The sequence below is a fragment of the Bacteroides sp. AN502(2024) genome (assembly GCF_041227145.1).
In the GTDB taxonomy this organism is placed as follows: Bacteria; Bacteroidota; Bacteroidia; order Bacteroidales; family Bacteroidaceae; genus Bacteroides.
In genome coordinates this window covers 1,275,904-1,289,714 of the sequence record NZ_JBGFSP010000003.1, presented here as the reverse complement: position 1 = coordinate 1,289,714, position 13,811 = coordinate 1,275,904, and the positions used below count along the sequence as shown (strand labels likewise).

The following is a 13,811-nucleotide window of genomic DNA, read 5'->3' as shown; positions in this document are numbered from 1 at the left end:
TAACTACGATTAATCATAGAATAAAATGAAGAAATATAAGATATTAGCTTTAGCGATATTCGCTTGTGTCACCCTGAGCGGATGGGCACAAAGTGAGGAAAGTGTGACCGGGAGGGTACTTGACAAGAAAGGAAGACCGATAGCGGGAGCTTTGGTTTCGATTGAAGGGAATCCCTTAGTGAAGGCTACAACAGATAAAAATGGGCTTTTTGATATCATTGCAGTGAAAGGAAATCGCTTGATCGTACAAACCGGCAATGATGCGATAAAAAAGGTGAACGTGGAAAACAATTTGAATTTGACCATTGTTGTGGATTACTCTTCAGAAAAAGTGAATTATGGATTTGGCTTACAGCAAACCCATGTAGAGTCTACCGGTGCCGTCTCTACCGTATATGCGGAGGATATTGAAAAAAGCTCGGCTTTTTCGATTGGGAACTCCTTATATGGAAATGTATTAGGACTGACTACCATGCAAAGTTCCGGTGTCGTATGGGAACAGATGCCGTCAATGTATATCCGCGGTTTGAAAACCTTGAATAATAATGGCATTTTATTGGTGGTCGATGGGCTGGAACGCGATAATAACTGGCAAGTGTTGAAATATATCACACCGGAAGAGGTGGAATCTGTCAGTGTTCTTCGTGATGCGGCAGCTGTGGCTCTCTACGGTTATAAGGGAGTGAACGGTGTCGTTAATATCGTTACCAAACGAGGTAAATACAACACGCGTGAGATTAACTTCTCTTATGATCATGCTTTCAATTATATGATACGTAAGCCTGAAATGGCAGATGCTTATACCTATGCTTCTGCTCTGAATGAGGCTTTGATGAATGATGGCAAGCAGGTTCGTTATTCACAGGATGAGCTGAATGTATTCAAGAATGGCACTTCTCCTTATCTTTATCCGAATGTGGATTGGTGGAAAGAAGTTTTTCGTGATCGGGGAGCTTCGGATATTGCTACATTGAGTTTCCGTGGTGGATCTACCAAGATGCGTTATTATACGATGATGAATTTGCAGAATAACCGTGGATTTATCAAGAACTTTGATGCTAATGACGATTATTCCACTCAGGAAAAGTATTCTAAAGCTAACTTCCGGACCAATTTGGATATTGATTTGTCTCCGAGAACAAAGATGCAGGCTAATATTGTAGGGATATTGAATGAATTCAGTCGTCCGGGAATGGGAAGTGACAATCTGATAAGCAAGTTGTATTCATTGCCTTCTGCAGCTTTTCCTATCCGTACAGAAAGTGGTTTGTGGGGTGGAAATACCACTTGGGGTGAGAATTGGAACCCGGTAGCATTGACCGAAGGACGTGCATACTCCAAAGGACATACCCGGGGATTATACGCTGATATGTCTTTGCGGCAGGATTTGTCTTCTCTGACCAAGGGATTAGGAGTTTCTGTCCGTATGGGATATGATAATCTCGCTTCTTATTGGGAGAATCATACAAAGGGATATAAATATGGTATGGCATCTGTCGCTTCTTGGAACAACGGACTGCCGGTGGCAGGAGAGGAAACAACGGGAGGAAAAGATACGGAAATGTCCGGTGATAGCAAACTAGACTGGCAATACCGCGCCTTTAACTTTCAGTTGAATGTAGATTGGCAACGTCAGTTTGGTGCGCACAGCTTGTATTCCATGCTGCTTTATGCGTATAAATATGATAATGCTAAAGGCATTAACAACACGTTCTATCATCAGAATGCCGGATGGTATACCCATTATGGTTTTAAAAATCGTTATTTCGCAGATTTCACATTGATGGCTTCCGCTTCTAATTTACTGGCACCGGATCATCGTTGGAATGTGTCTCCTACAGTTGGGTTGGCATGGGTCCTTTCTAATGAAAAGTTCATGCAGAATCAGAGTGTAGTCGATTTCCTGAAATTACGAGCTTCATTCGGTATGTTGAATACGGATAATATACCGACTAATGGTTATTGGAATGAGACGGTAGGAGGAGGAAGCGGCTATCCTATCAATAATAATTTCGGTGGTGACAGTGGTTGGCAGGAAGGTCGTCTGGCTTCTGTTAACGGAACAACAGAGAAGGCTTATAAATACAACGTAGGTGTGGATGCTACTTTGTTTAAGGGGTTGATTTTGACTGTGGATGGTTTTTATGAAAGACGTTCGGATATTTGGGTCAGTTCAGCCGGACAGAATTCGGCAGTGCTCGGTGCAACGAGTCCTTATGTAAATGCGGGTATTGTAGATAGCAAGGGGATGGAAATCGGTGCCAATTATAATAAAAAAATTGGTGACGTGAAATTAAATTTAGGAGGAACGTTCACTTACAACCGGAGCAAAATCATAGAGATGCTGGAAGAACCTGCTGCTTATGATTATACGCGCTCTACGGGACATCCGGTTGGACAAATTTTCGGATTGCAGGCTAGTGGGTATTTTGTAGATCAGGCAGATATAAACAATAGTTTGCCGCAGCAATTCGGACCAGTCAAGGCCGGAGATATCAAATACAAGGATATGAACGGTGATAACGTAATTAATTCGGATGATAGAGTAGCGATGGGGTATAACAGCACATGTCCGGAAACGTATTATTCGTTTAATTTCGGTCTGGAATGGAGAGGGTTAGGCTTTAGCGCACAATTCCAGGGAGTAGGGAATTATACGGCAATTTTGTCTGGAACCTACTATCACCCACTGGTAGGTAATTCAACGATTTCTAATTATGTTTATCAGAATCACTGGACACCGGAATCACCGAGTGCCCGTTTCCCGAGACTGACAACGGAAACTATCGAAAACAACCAACAAACGAGTTCTTTGTGGCTGGCCGACCGTTCTTTTTTGAAGTTGCGTAATTGTGAAGTGTACTACAAACTTCCTGCATCTTGGTTGAGTAAATTTTGGATGAAGAATGCAAAAGTATATGTAAGAGGAGTTGATTTACTTTGTTTCGATAGCATTGAGCAACTGGATCCGGAAGCGATGAGTGGCTCTTATCCTGCTACGCGTTCTGTTCATGTAGGTTTGTCGGTTGGATTTTAACGTTTACGTTATAAAAAGAATGAAACTATGAAATTGAAAAATATATACTTAGGAATAGCTTGTATAGCGGTGATGTCGGCTTGCAACGATAAGATGGATTATCATGAGTACACATCATATGACAAAAATTATGTTTTCTCGGACTTCTCCCGTACGGCAGGATTTGTGAATAATGTCTACAGTTATTTGGACTCTGATTTGCCGAGCCTTACTTCATATGCTTCCGCTTGTGATGAAGCGGAAATGGCTGTCACTTATTCATCTGTTCTTGACTATACGAACGGTGCTTGGAGTGCATTGAATCCTAAATCTTTATGGGGGTATTATTCCGGTATTCGTGCAGCCAATTATTATCTGAAAGAAAGTAAAGACCTTGATTTTTATGATTTACGCTATGCACAAGATTATGAAGCTCAAATGAACAGGTTTAACCGTTATCAATACGAAGTTCGTTTGCTACGGGCGTATTACTATTTCTTACTGGTTCGTGCGTATGGTGATGTGCCTTTCACGGTGAATGTGTTGACAGAGGATGAAGCTAACTCTCTTTCACGTACTCCGGCATCGGAAATATTTGATTTTATCATTAGCGAATGCGATGTAGTAGCACCGGAATTGCCTGTTTCTTATTCTGCTTTGGACAATGATGCTGCGGGCGGTTCCAATCCGGAAGCCGGTCGTGTGACGCGAGGAACAGCTTTGGCTTTGAAAGCCCGTGCCGCATTGTATAGAGCAAGCAAGTTGTTTAGTGGCGGAGAAAACAAAGAATTATGGCACGAAGCTGCTGCAGCCAATAAAGCTGTCATCGATTATTGTATGGCTAATGGCATTCGGCTCGGAAAATATACGGATATTTGGGGCACTAATAATCATCAAGCTTCTGAAATGATTTTTGTCCGTCGTATTGGAGATACAAATGGTCCTGAATATATAAACTTTCCGGTGGGAATGGAAAATGCCAGTTCTGGAAACTGTCCGACGCAGACATTGGTGGATGCTTATGAATCTAAGGATAATGGAGATAAAGATCCGCGTTTCGGTATGACTATCGCTTGTAATGGTGATAAATGGCCGAATACGAATCCTGACCCGTTGGAAACGTTTATTGGCGGTAAGAACGGGCTACCTCTTCCGTATGCCACACCTACCGGTTATTATTTGAAAAAGTATTTGGATGCCTCTACTGATATCAGTGCGGAGAGTGGTAGTGGAGGCAAACGGCATAACTGGGTTATATTCCGTTTGGGAGAATTTTATCTGAACTATGCAGAAGCGGTTTACCGCTATTTGGGAACAGCTGGCGGTACGGATAATGAATTTAGAATGTCGGCTTGCGCTGCGGTCAATAAGGTACGGCAGCGTTCGGATGTACAAATGCCGGATTTCCCGGATAATATTTCTAATGCTGATTTCTGGGAACGTTATAAAAAAGAAAGAATGGTAGAACTGGCTTTTGAACAGCATCGTTTTTGGGATGTCCGCCGTTGGAAAGAAGGTGGTTTCACTAATATCGTGCGTATGGAGATTACCCAAAATGCGGATGGAAGTTTTCGTTATGAAAAGAAAAATAAAACATTGGTTTGGGATGATAAAATGTATCTCTTCCCGATTCCGGCTTCGGAAATGCGTAAGAATTCGAATCTGACCCAGAATCCGGGATGGTAAGTTTAATTAATGAAAAAGATAAAGATTATGAAGTTGAATGTTAGCTATATGATTACAGCCTTTGCTTTGCTGGGAATGGTTGGCTGTGACAAGAACTTTGAAGAATTTGAAACGGTTGCAGGAGGGGGAGCTCCTGCCGCTGTTGAGCTTTCGACTGTCCGGTCAGAGGCTTTGCCGGGACAGATTAAACTGAATTGGAAAGCACCGGAAGGTGATTATGCTTATATGCAGATTCGCTATTATGATCCTTTGCAAAAGAAGAATATTTGTAAGATTGCTTCTAAAGGAACAACGGAAATGTTGATAGAGAATACGCGTGCCCGTTTCGGAGACTATACTTTTTATTTGCAGACTTTTAATGCGGTTCATGAGGGCGGAACGATTCAGGAATTGAAAGCAAAGTCGGGAAGGATGCCTGCATCATATACGGAGAAATCTCGTACACAGGTTACGTTGACGGTAGACCAATTGTCTTGTAATTATCCGGATGCGAACGAGGGATATTTTGATCGTTTGATAGATGGAAAAACGGCGGATCCTTCTTTCTTCCACACCAATTGGCATAATCCGCTGGTTGATCTGCCGCATTATATTCAGATCGACTTGAAGGAAGAACATGAAAACTTTGCATTTGAATATTATACGCGGGATACTGGCAATTCAGACGGGTTTCCTACTTCCGCAGAATTGCAAATTAGTACGGATGGTGAACACTGGGAAACGGTTGCCACTTTGAATGGATTGCCAGCAAAACGTCAGACAAAATATGCGTCTGATTTTGTCATGCCGGGAAAGAAATTTAAATTCTTTCGTTTCAATGTGTTGACAAGCTCACAGAATAAAAAATATTTTCATATAGGGGAGATTGCTTTTTTAGATGTGGATATTGAGACGTATGATCCGGAAACAGTACCTTTGGATTAACTTAACATGAAACGTATGATGAAAACGAATAAAATATGGATAGTCGCCTGTATGGTGACCGCTGTCATCGGTGGAATTTACGGTTGCGATGATGATAAGGATTTTAGTTATGAAGGTCGATTAGATCTTAACTTGTTGAACCTGACTCAAGCCCGTGAGTTGTGGGATGGGGCGGAGTGTAATGTGTTTACGGCTTTACGGCAAAGTGAGGATGAAATGCCTGTCAAAAACTTTACTTATAAGCTGAATCTGTCTCTCTATCAGGATCGTACGGCAGCGCAGGATGCTCAGGTTAATTTGGAGGTGAACAAGGATACATTAAACAAACTAGTAGCCAAGGTGAATGAAGGGGGTATTTATGCAAAATATGACGGTGCGGAGTTACTTCCGGAGTCATATTATCATTTTTCCTCTCAGACATTAATGTTGCAGACTGGTAAAACAAAGTCGGATGCTGTATCGGTGACTGTCTATTCCAATGAGCTGATTGCCGCTTGTCAGGATGCCAGGCGGGATTTGTTGTACGTACTTCCGTTAACGATTGAATCTTTATCGTCTTATGGAATCAATCCTAAAACAAGTACGCTAATGTTGCATTTTAATGTGACTTATGTAGAACCGAAAGAGGATGAAAATGGACCGGAATATGTGCCCGATCCCAACGATGCACCGGAAAAGATGGAAAATGGACTCGTTTTGAAATTTCATGATGAGTTTAACGAGGATGGAGAGCCAGATTGGAATGTATGGCGTTGGGAGGAGGGCTTCCAACGTAATCAGGAATTGCAATGGTATCAGAAAGAAAATGCTATTTGTAAAGATGGGGTATTGATAATTACAGGAAAAGAAGAACGGGTGAAGAATAAGAACTATGAAGCGGGAAGCGGCGATTGGAAAAAGAATCGTGAATATGCCTATTATACATCAAGTTGCCTGATTACAAAAGAATATAGATTCCGGAAGGGAAGAATGCTTGTCAGAGCTAAGATTCCTACGGCAATGGGAGCGTGGCCAGCTATTTGGACGACCGGTGGAAGTTCTGACAGCTGGTGTTGGGAATGGCCATTGGGCGGTGAGGTTGATTTGCTCGAATATTATGTAGTGAATGGAAAACAGAGTGTGCACGCCAATGTTTGTTGGGGATCGGATAAACGTTGGAGCGGTAAATGGCAGTCTTATAACAGACCGATTGCTGAATTTATAGAGAAAGATAAGAATTGGGGAAAGAAATATCATATTTGGCGCATGGATTGGTGCTTGGATGAAGAAGAGAATACCTTGAAGCTTTATTTGGATGATGAACTGATGAATGAGATTACGGATTTGAAGAAGACGACTGTCAATGGTGGTGGGGGATTAGATGATTGGTGGAGAGGATCATGGCGTAATCCCTATCTTGATAGTGGTAATGATAAGGAAGGATTCGGACAGTGTATCTGGTTGAATCTGGCTTTGGGATCTAATGGAGGTGAACCTGATTTATCCAAATTCCCGCTTGAATATCATGTGGATTATGTTCGTGTTTACCAGTTTGAATAAACAATAAGATTGAAGCAATGGCATATTGGAAGAATGATTCAGTCATATTGCTGTTACTAACGATCTTGTCGTTGCCCATTGCCGCGCAAAGTGACGGTTGGCGATTGGTATGGAGTGATGAGTTTGATACGGAGGGGCGATTATCCCCTTCCGTATGGAACTATGAACAAGGGTATGTCCGTAATGAAGAAGAACAATGGTATCAGCCGGATAATGCCATTTGTAAAGGAGGTTTTCTTGTTATCGAAGCTCGGAAAGAACGAGACCGTAAGAATCCTCTTTTTATGTCTGGTAGTAGCGATTGGCGCCAGAAAAGGGAATTTGTAGAATATACCTCTTCATCAGTGACGACTGCCGGAAAGAAGGAGTTTCTTTATGGACGTTTTGAAGTACGTGCCCGTATTCCTGTGGCGAAAGGTGCATGGCCGGCTATTTGGACGTTAGGTAATGGTATGGAATGGCCTTCGTGCGGTGAGATAGACATCATGGAATATTATCACATCAAAGGTCTTCCCCATATTTTGGCCAATGCTGCATGGGGTACAGACAAACGATGGAGTGCCCGATGGGATAGTAAAGCCACACCCTATATTCATTTTACGGAGAGAGATCCTGAGTGGGCTTTTAAGTTTCATATCTGGCGGATGGATTGGGATGAAGAAGCCATCAAGCTTTATTTGGATGACGAGTTGTTGAATGAGATTTCTATAAAGAACACTTTAAACGGAACTATCGGCAAGAGGACGAATCCTTTTACAAAGCCACAATATCTTTTATTGAATCTGGCCGTTGGTGGTATCAATGGAGGACCGATTGATGAGGCTGCCTTACCGATGAAATATGAAATCGATTATGTGCGGGTTTATCAGAGGGAAAAAGAAGTAGTTTCTGGAAGGGTATGGAGAGACACAGAAGGAAACGTGATTAATGCCCATGGTGGGGGTGTTCTGTATCATGGAGGAAAATATTATTGGTTCGGCGAGCATCGCCCGGAATCGGGATTTGTGACCGAAAAAGGAATAAATTGTTATTCGTCCATCGATTTATTGAACTGGAACTATGAAGGGGTAGTATTACCTGTATCCTCAACAGAAGGGAGCGATATTGAAAAAGGGTGTATCATGGAACGACCGAAAGTGATTTATAACAAAAAGACTGGAAAGTTCGTAATGTGGTTTCATTTAGAATTGAAGGGGAGAGGATATGAATCGTCCCGTGCTGCTGTTGCTGTCAGTGATTCTCCTGCCGGCCCCTATTGTTTTATACGTTCTGATCGTGTGAATTCGGGTATTTATCCATTGAATATGACGAAAAAACAAAAGCGAATCAAATGGAATCCTTCTGAATATAAAGAGTGGTGGACTCCGAAATGGTATGATGCGGTTGAAAAGGGAATGTTTGTGAAAAGAGATTTGGAAGGAGGGCAAATGTCTCGTGATATGACTTTGTTTGTGGATGATGATGGGAAAGCTTATCATATTTATTCTTCGGAAGATAATTTGACATTACAGATTGCGGAATTAACAGATGATTATCTCAGCCATACGGGTGCATATATTCGCATTTTTCCCGGAGGACATAATGAGGCGCCGGTTATATTTAAAAAAGATGGAGTTTATTGGATGATAACTTCCGGATGTACGGGGTGGAAACCTAATAAAGCCCGTTTGCTTACTGCTACTGCAATAATGGGGGAATGGAGACAGTTGGCGATGAATCCATGTGTGGGTGAAAATGCGGATCAAACTTTTGGTGGACAGGGTACTTTTATCTTATCTTTACCGGAAAAGGAACAATTTATTTTTATGGCAGATAGTTGGTGTCCGAAAAGTTTGGCGGATTCTCGCTATATTTGGCTGCCAATCCGATTTAATGAAAAAGGAATACCTTTTATCGAGTGGGTATATAGGTGGAAACCTTATTAGTGTTGTATGTATTACGGATTGTAAATGAAAAATTTATAATAATATCATGAATTTGAATAGGCATTGTGTATTACTATTGTTGGTCGCAATCTTGCTGATTCCATCGCAGGATGTATCGGCGAAAAAAAGGAAACAAGTAAAAGAACCGACTGACCGTGAATTATGGGTGGAGGTGTTGTATCGTATGGCTGTTCCGGTGCTCAGTAATATGAGTGAGGGAAAATTGCAGCAAAATATGTTGGTTGAGTTGAGTCCAACGTGGGACGGAAGAAACAAAAAAGTCACTTATATGGAATGTTTCGGGCGTTTGATGGCAGGATTGGCTCCTTGGATTTCATTGCCGGATGATGACACTATGGAAAGTGCGCAACGTAAGCAACTGCGTGAATGGGCGCTTAAGAGTTATGCGCAGGCTGTCGATCCGGAAAGTCCCGATTATTTATTATGGAAGAAAGAAGGGCAAACCTTGGTCGATGCCGCATATATTGCGGAAAGTTTTCTAAGAGGTTATGACTCCTTGTGGTTGCCGTTGGATAGTGTGACAAAGAAACGTTATATTGCCGAGTTTACCCAGCTCCGTCGAGTAGATCCTCCTTATACGAATTGGTTGTTGTTCTCAGCTACTGTAGAGGCGTTTTTGCGTAAAGTGGGTGCACCGAGTGATACTTACCGCATCGCTTCGGCTTTGCGTAAGGTAGAAGAGTGGTATGTCGGTGATGGCTGGTATTCGGATGGGAAAGACTTTGCTTTCGATTATTACAATAGTTTTGTACTGCACCCCATGTATATAGAACCATTGGAAATAATGACTAACGGTGGAAAGAATAAAATATGGAATATGCCGGACTGTGATTATAATCGTGCAGTAAAACGGATGCAACGTTTCGGGATGATTTTGGAACGGTTCATTTCTCCTGAAGGAACACTCCCTGTTTTCGGTCGTTCTATTACCTATCGTACAGGAACTTTGCAACCTTTGGCATTGCTGGCATGGAGAGGATGGTTACCCAAGGAATTGCCAAACGGACAAGTGCGTGCGGCCATGACAGCGGTTATTAAACGAATGTTTGGTGATGATCGTAATTTTAATGAAAAGGGATTTTTGACGTTGGGGTTTAATGGCAAACAACCGAATATATCTGATTGGTATACAAATAATGGTAGCTTATATATGGCATCGCTAGCTTTCCTTCCGCTCGGACTCCCGGCAGACCATCCATTTTGGACATCTCCAGCTGAAGACTGGACAAGTAAAAAAGCGTGGGAGGGGAATGATTTTCCGAAGGATCATGCTTTTCATTAATAAAGAGGAAATATGAAACGGATATTGCTATTATTTTGCGGAATTATGTTGTTTTCTGTGTTCTGTTATTCCCAACATTTGGTTGAGGTGGGAAAAGGATATAGTTGTACTTCTGTCAACACTGCCGTGTTCCGCAATAATTCCTTGATTACTCATAGAGATGAACAGTATATCAGCTATTATGATGCTGACGGCTATCTGGTACTTGGAAAGCGGAAACTGGATTCGGAACAATGGACTCTACATCGCACCCAATATCAGGGAAATGTGAAGGATGCTCATAATATAATTAGCATGATGGTAGACGGGGAAGGATATATACACGTATCTTTTGACCATCACGGACATCCATTGAATTACTGCCGGAGCATTGCTCCCGGTTCTTTGGAACTGGGGAATAAAATGCCCATGACCGGAGTTGACGAAGGAAATGTCACCTATCCGGAGTTTTATCCTTTATCCGGAGGAGATTTATTGTTTGTTTATCGTTCCGGTTCTTCGGGTCGTGGAAATTTGGTCATGAATCGTTATTCGATGAAAGAACATAAATGGACTCGTGTGCAGGATATACTGATTGATGGGGAAAATAAACGGAATGCCTATTGGCAATTATATGTTGATGAGAAAGGGACGATTCATCTTTCATGGGTATGGCGCGAGACCTGGCGTGTGGAAACAAACCATGATATTTGTTATGCCCGTTCTTTTGATAATGGGGTAACTTGGTATAAGACGAGTGGAGAACAATATAAACTCCCGATCAAATTGTCCAATGCGGAGTATGCCTGCCGTTTGTCTCAAAACTGTGAGTTGATTAATCAGACGAGTATGAGTGCTGATGCTGGAGGAAATCCGTATATCGCTACTTATTGGCGGGAACCCGATAGTGATGTTCCTCAATACCGCATCGTCTGGAATGACGGGAAGGTGTGGCATCAACGGCAAATAACCGATCGTCAGACACCTTTTACCTTGAAGGGTGGAGGTACGAAAATGATCCCTATTGCTCGTCCGCGTATTGTGGTAGAAGGTGGGGAAGTCTTTTATATTTTCCGTGACGAAGAACGAGGAAGCCGTGTGTCGATGGCACATGCGACTAATGTGGGTACGAGTAAGTGGACGATAAGGGATCTGACAGATTTTTCCGTAGATGCCTGGGAACCTTCTCATGATACGGAACTTTGGAAAAAGCAACGGAAACTGCATCTCTTTGTACAACACACCCGTCAGGGAGACGGTGAACGAACAGCGGAAATTGAGCCTCAAATGATATATGTATTGGAAACGAATATGGATACCTGTGTAAGTTGCACGGATAAGAAGGATGCTTCCTCTGAAGAAGTGATAAACATCATTCATAAAGTGAATAATTATTGGCAGACGAATCATCCGGAACACGGACGTTCTTTTTGGGATAATGCAGCCTATCACACCGGAAATATGGAAGCTTATTTTCTGACTAAACAGCCGGAATATCTGGAATACTCGAAAGCTTGGGCGGAACATAATGAATGGAAAGGTGCAAAATCAGATCATAAGGAAAACTGGAAGTACAGTTACGGTGAAAGTGATGATTATGTGCTTTTCGGTGACTATCAGATTTGTTTCCAGATGTATGCCGATCTCTATAATCTGGAACCGGATACGCAAAAAATAGCCCGTGCCCGCGAAGTGATGGAATATCAGATGAGTACCCCCAATCATGATTATTGGTGGTGGGCGGATGGCTTGTATATGGTCATGCCAGTCATGACTAAGATGTATAACATTACTAAGAATCCGCTCTATTTGGAGAAACTACATGAATACCTCTCCTATGCTGATAGTATTATGTATGATGAAGAGGCCGGACTTTATTACCGGGATGGGAAATACGTGTATCCTAAACATAAGAGCATGAACGGCAAAAAGGATTTCTGGGCACGTGGAGATGGCTGGGTATTGGCCGGATTGGCAAAAGTCTTGAAAGAACTTCCTGAAACAGATAAGTATCGTCCGGAATATATAGGTCGTTTCCGTACCTTGGCTAAGTCGGTTGCTGCTTGTCAACAGCCGGAAGGCTACTGGACGCGCAGTATGCTTGATCCGCAACATGCACCGGGACCGGAAACCAGTGGAACGGCTTTCTTTACTTATGGTTTGCAATGGGGAATCAATAACGGTTTCCTGGATGCTACAGAATATCAGCCGGTGGTTGAAAAAGCATGGAAATATCTCTCGACAGTTGCTTTGCAGCCTGATGGTAAAATCGGATATGTGCAACCGATTGGTGAGAAAGCGATACCCGGTCAGGTAGTAGACGCAAACTCAACTTCGAATTTTGGAGTAGGTGCATTTCTATTGGCAGCCTGCGAACGGGTTCGTTATTTGAATAAATAATTTCATAATTCTAATTCAGCATCAAGCTCATATATGGATTTAACGGCTGAAGTATTCTATTGGTTAATTCACTAATGTTCATCTGTATATGAGCACCAGGCAGCCTCTCGGCACTGTACATGCACTTTCCTTTACACAGGTAATAAAAGCCGTTATTTACGGACAGTTGTTTATCTGATAATTCCAGCTGCATTTCATCTTCGGGAAAAGCTGCGGCATAGATTTGCAGCACCTCTTTGACATTGATGATACGTGCCATACCTAGCGGATGTTGAGGCTGTTCATCTTCTGGAGGCAGTAGTTGAATCATGCGCTTGCATCCGGTCTGTTGCCTGATGGCATACAATAAACCATATTCTACATCCTTATCATCTGCGCAAAGTTCATTGATAATGATCTGTTTGTCTCTTTTATATATAATGGTTATTCCCTTGATTTCGTTTACCTGGCTGGCTACAAATAAATAACCTCCGCTAATGGCAAGATCGGTCATAATAACCTGAAAGTCTTCCGGTGTGTGCTGAATACAGCAAGCCCGTTCGGAAAGCTTCCTATTCAAATAGGAATAGACCTCCTTCTGAAACTCTGGAACGACACTGACCACTATCTCTTTAGAAGGAATAAACTCGGGCAAAACGAGCTCTTTGGTTGAATACTTGAATACCGAAGCATATCCCATACGGGCATAGTAATCAAACAACCAGGGTTCCGCCGGTATCAATGCGCTGAAGTGTACCCCATTCCGTAACATCCGGGCGAAAGACTGTGATAAAAGCTCGCGCATAGCCCCTTTGTTTCGGAAATCGGGATGCGTGCAAGCTCCTGAAATATATGAGGTCTGTACACTTTCTCTACAGAAAGTCATCGGATAAGGAAGCATCTGAAGTGCGGAGATTACCTCATCACCACTTTGGATGGTGACATTCACCTCTGTTTTATAGCGCAGTTTGAAATACATTTCAATGAATTCCTCACTATCGTCAAAACAGATTCTCCACAATGCTTTTACTTGCTCCTTTATCCTCATATTTACTTAGGA

General features: G+C 42.3%; 8 protein-coding genes and 1 pseudogene. 8 read left to right on the top strand and 1 reads right to left on the bottom strand.

The features are described from left to right. The first annotated feature begins 25 nt into the window (after positions 1 to 25). The 8 genes and pseudogenes from AB9N12_RS05125 (at position 26) to AB9N12_RS05090 (ending at position 12,772) form a co-directional block, all read left to right on the top strand. A complete protein-coding gene (locus AB9N12_RS05125; protein ID WP_369890250.1) occupies positions 26 to 3,037 on the top strand; it encodes a SusC/RagA family TonB-linked outer membrane protein in 3,012 nt (1,003 codons plus the stop codon). Between the two features lie 27 nt (positions 3,038 to 3,064). Continuing rightward, a complete protein-coding gene (locus tag AB9N12_RS05120; protein WP_369890248.1) occupies positions 3,065 to 4,702 on the top strand; it encodes a RagB/SusD family nutrient uptake outer membrane protein in 1,638 nt (545 codons plus the stop codon). Positions 4,703 to 4,729: 27 nt separating this feature from the next. After that, on the top strand, positions 4,730 to 5,626 hold the full coding sequence (locus tag AB9N12_RS05115) for a discoidin domain-containing protein (RefSeq protein ID WP_369890246.1): 897 nt from the start codon (positions 4,730 to 4,732) through the stop codon (positions 5,624 to 5,626). 15 nt (positions 5,627 to 5,641) lie between these two features. Then, entirely contained in the window at positions 5,642 to 7,165 is a 1,524-nt protein-coding gene (locus AB9N12_RS05110) for a BT_3987 domain-containing protein (protein WP_369890244.1), read from the top strand. A gap of 17 nt (positions 7,166 to 7,182) precedes the next feature. Further along, entirely contained in the window at positions 7,183 to 9,090 is a 1,908-nt protein-coding gene (locus AB9N12_RS05105) for a family 43 glycosylhydrolase (RefSeq protein WP_369890242.1), read from the top strand. A 46-nt stretch (positions 9,091 to 9,136) separates the two neighbouring features. Next, positions 9,137 to 10,393 (top strand): DUF2264 domain-containing protein, encoded by a 1,257-nt coding sequence (locus AB9N12_RS05100; RefSeq protein ID WP_369890240.1) that lies wholly within the window; start codon positions 9,137 to 9,139, stop codon positions 10,391 to 10,393. Between the two features lie 12 nt (positions 10,394 to 10,405). Beyond that, a pseudogene (locus AB9N12_RS05095) lies at positions 10,406 to 11,692 on the top strand (BNR repeat-containing protein); the annotation flags it as partial. Beyond that, positions 11,684 to 12,772, top strand: coding sequence for a glycoside hydrolase family 88 protein (locus AB9N12_RS05090; RefSeq protein WP_369892809.1), 1,089 nt, complete (start codon positions 11,684 to 11,686; stop codon positions 12,770 to 12,772). The pseudogene AB9N12_RS05095 and the gene AB9N12_RS05090, both read left to right, overlap by 9 nt. 10 nt (positions 12,773 to 12,782) lie before the next feature. Here the strand turns inward: AB9N12_RS05090 and AB9N12_RS05085 are convergent, their stop codons facing one another. Next, positions 12,783 to 13,799, bottom strand: coding sequence for a GNAT family N-acetyltransferase (locus AB9N12_RS05085; RefSeq protein WP_369890238.1), 1,017 nt, complete (start codon positions 13,797 to 13,799; stop codon positions 12,783 to 12,785). Positions 13,800 to 13,811: the final 12 nt, after the last annotated feature.

Bases quoted from the DNA above. Each gene is read 5' to 3' on its own strand.
- AB9N12_RS05085 (WP_369890238.1), bottom strand. From the start codon at position 13,799: ATGAGGATAAAGGAGCAAGTAAAAGCATTGTGGAGAATCTGTTTTGAC.
- AB9N12_RS05115 (WP_369890246.1), top strand. From the start codon at position 4,730: ATGAAGTTGAATGTTAGCTATATGATTACAGCCTTTGCTTTGCTGGGA.
- AB9N12_RS05100 (WP_369890240.1), top strand. From the start codon at position 9,137: ATGAATTTGAATAGGCATTGTGTATTACTATTGTTGGTCGCAATCTTG.
- AB9N12_RS05105 (WP_369890242.1), top strand. From the start codon at position 7,183: ATGGCATATTGGAAGAATGATTCAGTCATATTGCTGTTACTAACGATC.
- AB9N12_RS05120 (WP_369890248.1), top strand. From the start codon at position 3,065: ATGAAATTGAAAAATATATACTTAGGAATAGCTTGTATAGCGGTGATG.
- AB9N12_RS05090 (WP_369892809.1), top strand. From the start codon at position 11,684: ATGGATACCTGTGTAAGTTGCACGGATAAGAAGGATGCTTCCTCTGAA.
- AB9N12_RS05110 (WP_369890244.1), top strand. From the start codon at position 5,642: ATGATGAAAACGAATAAAATATGGATAGTCGCCTGTATGGTGACCGCT.
- AB9N12_RS05125 (WP_369890250.1), top strand. From the start codon at position 26: ATGAAGAAATATAAGATATTAGCTTTAGCGATATTCGCTTGTGTCACC.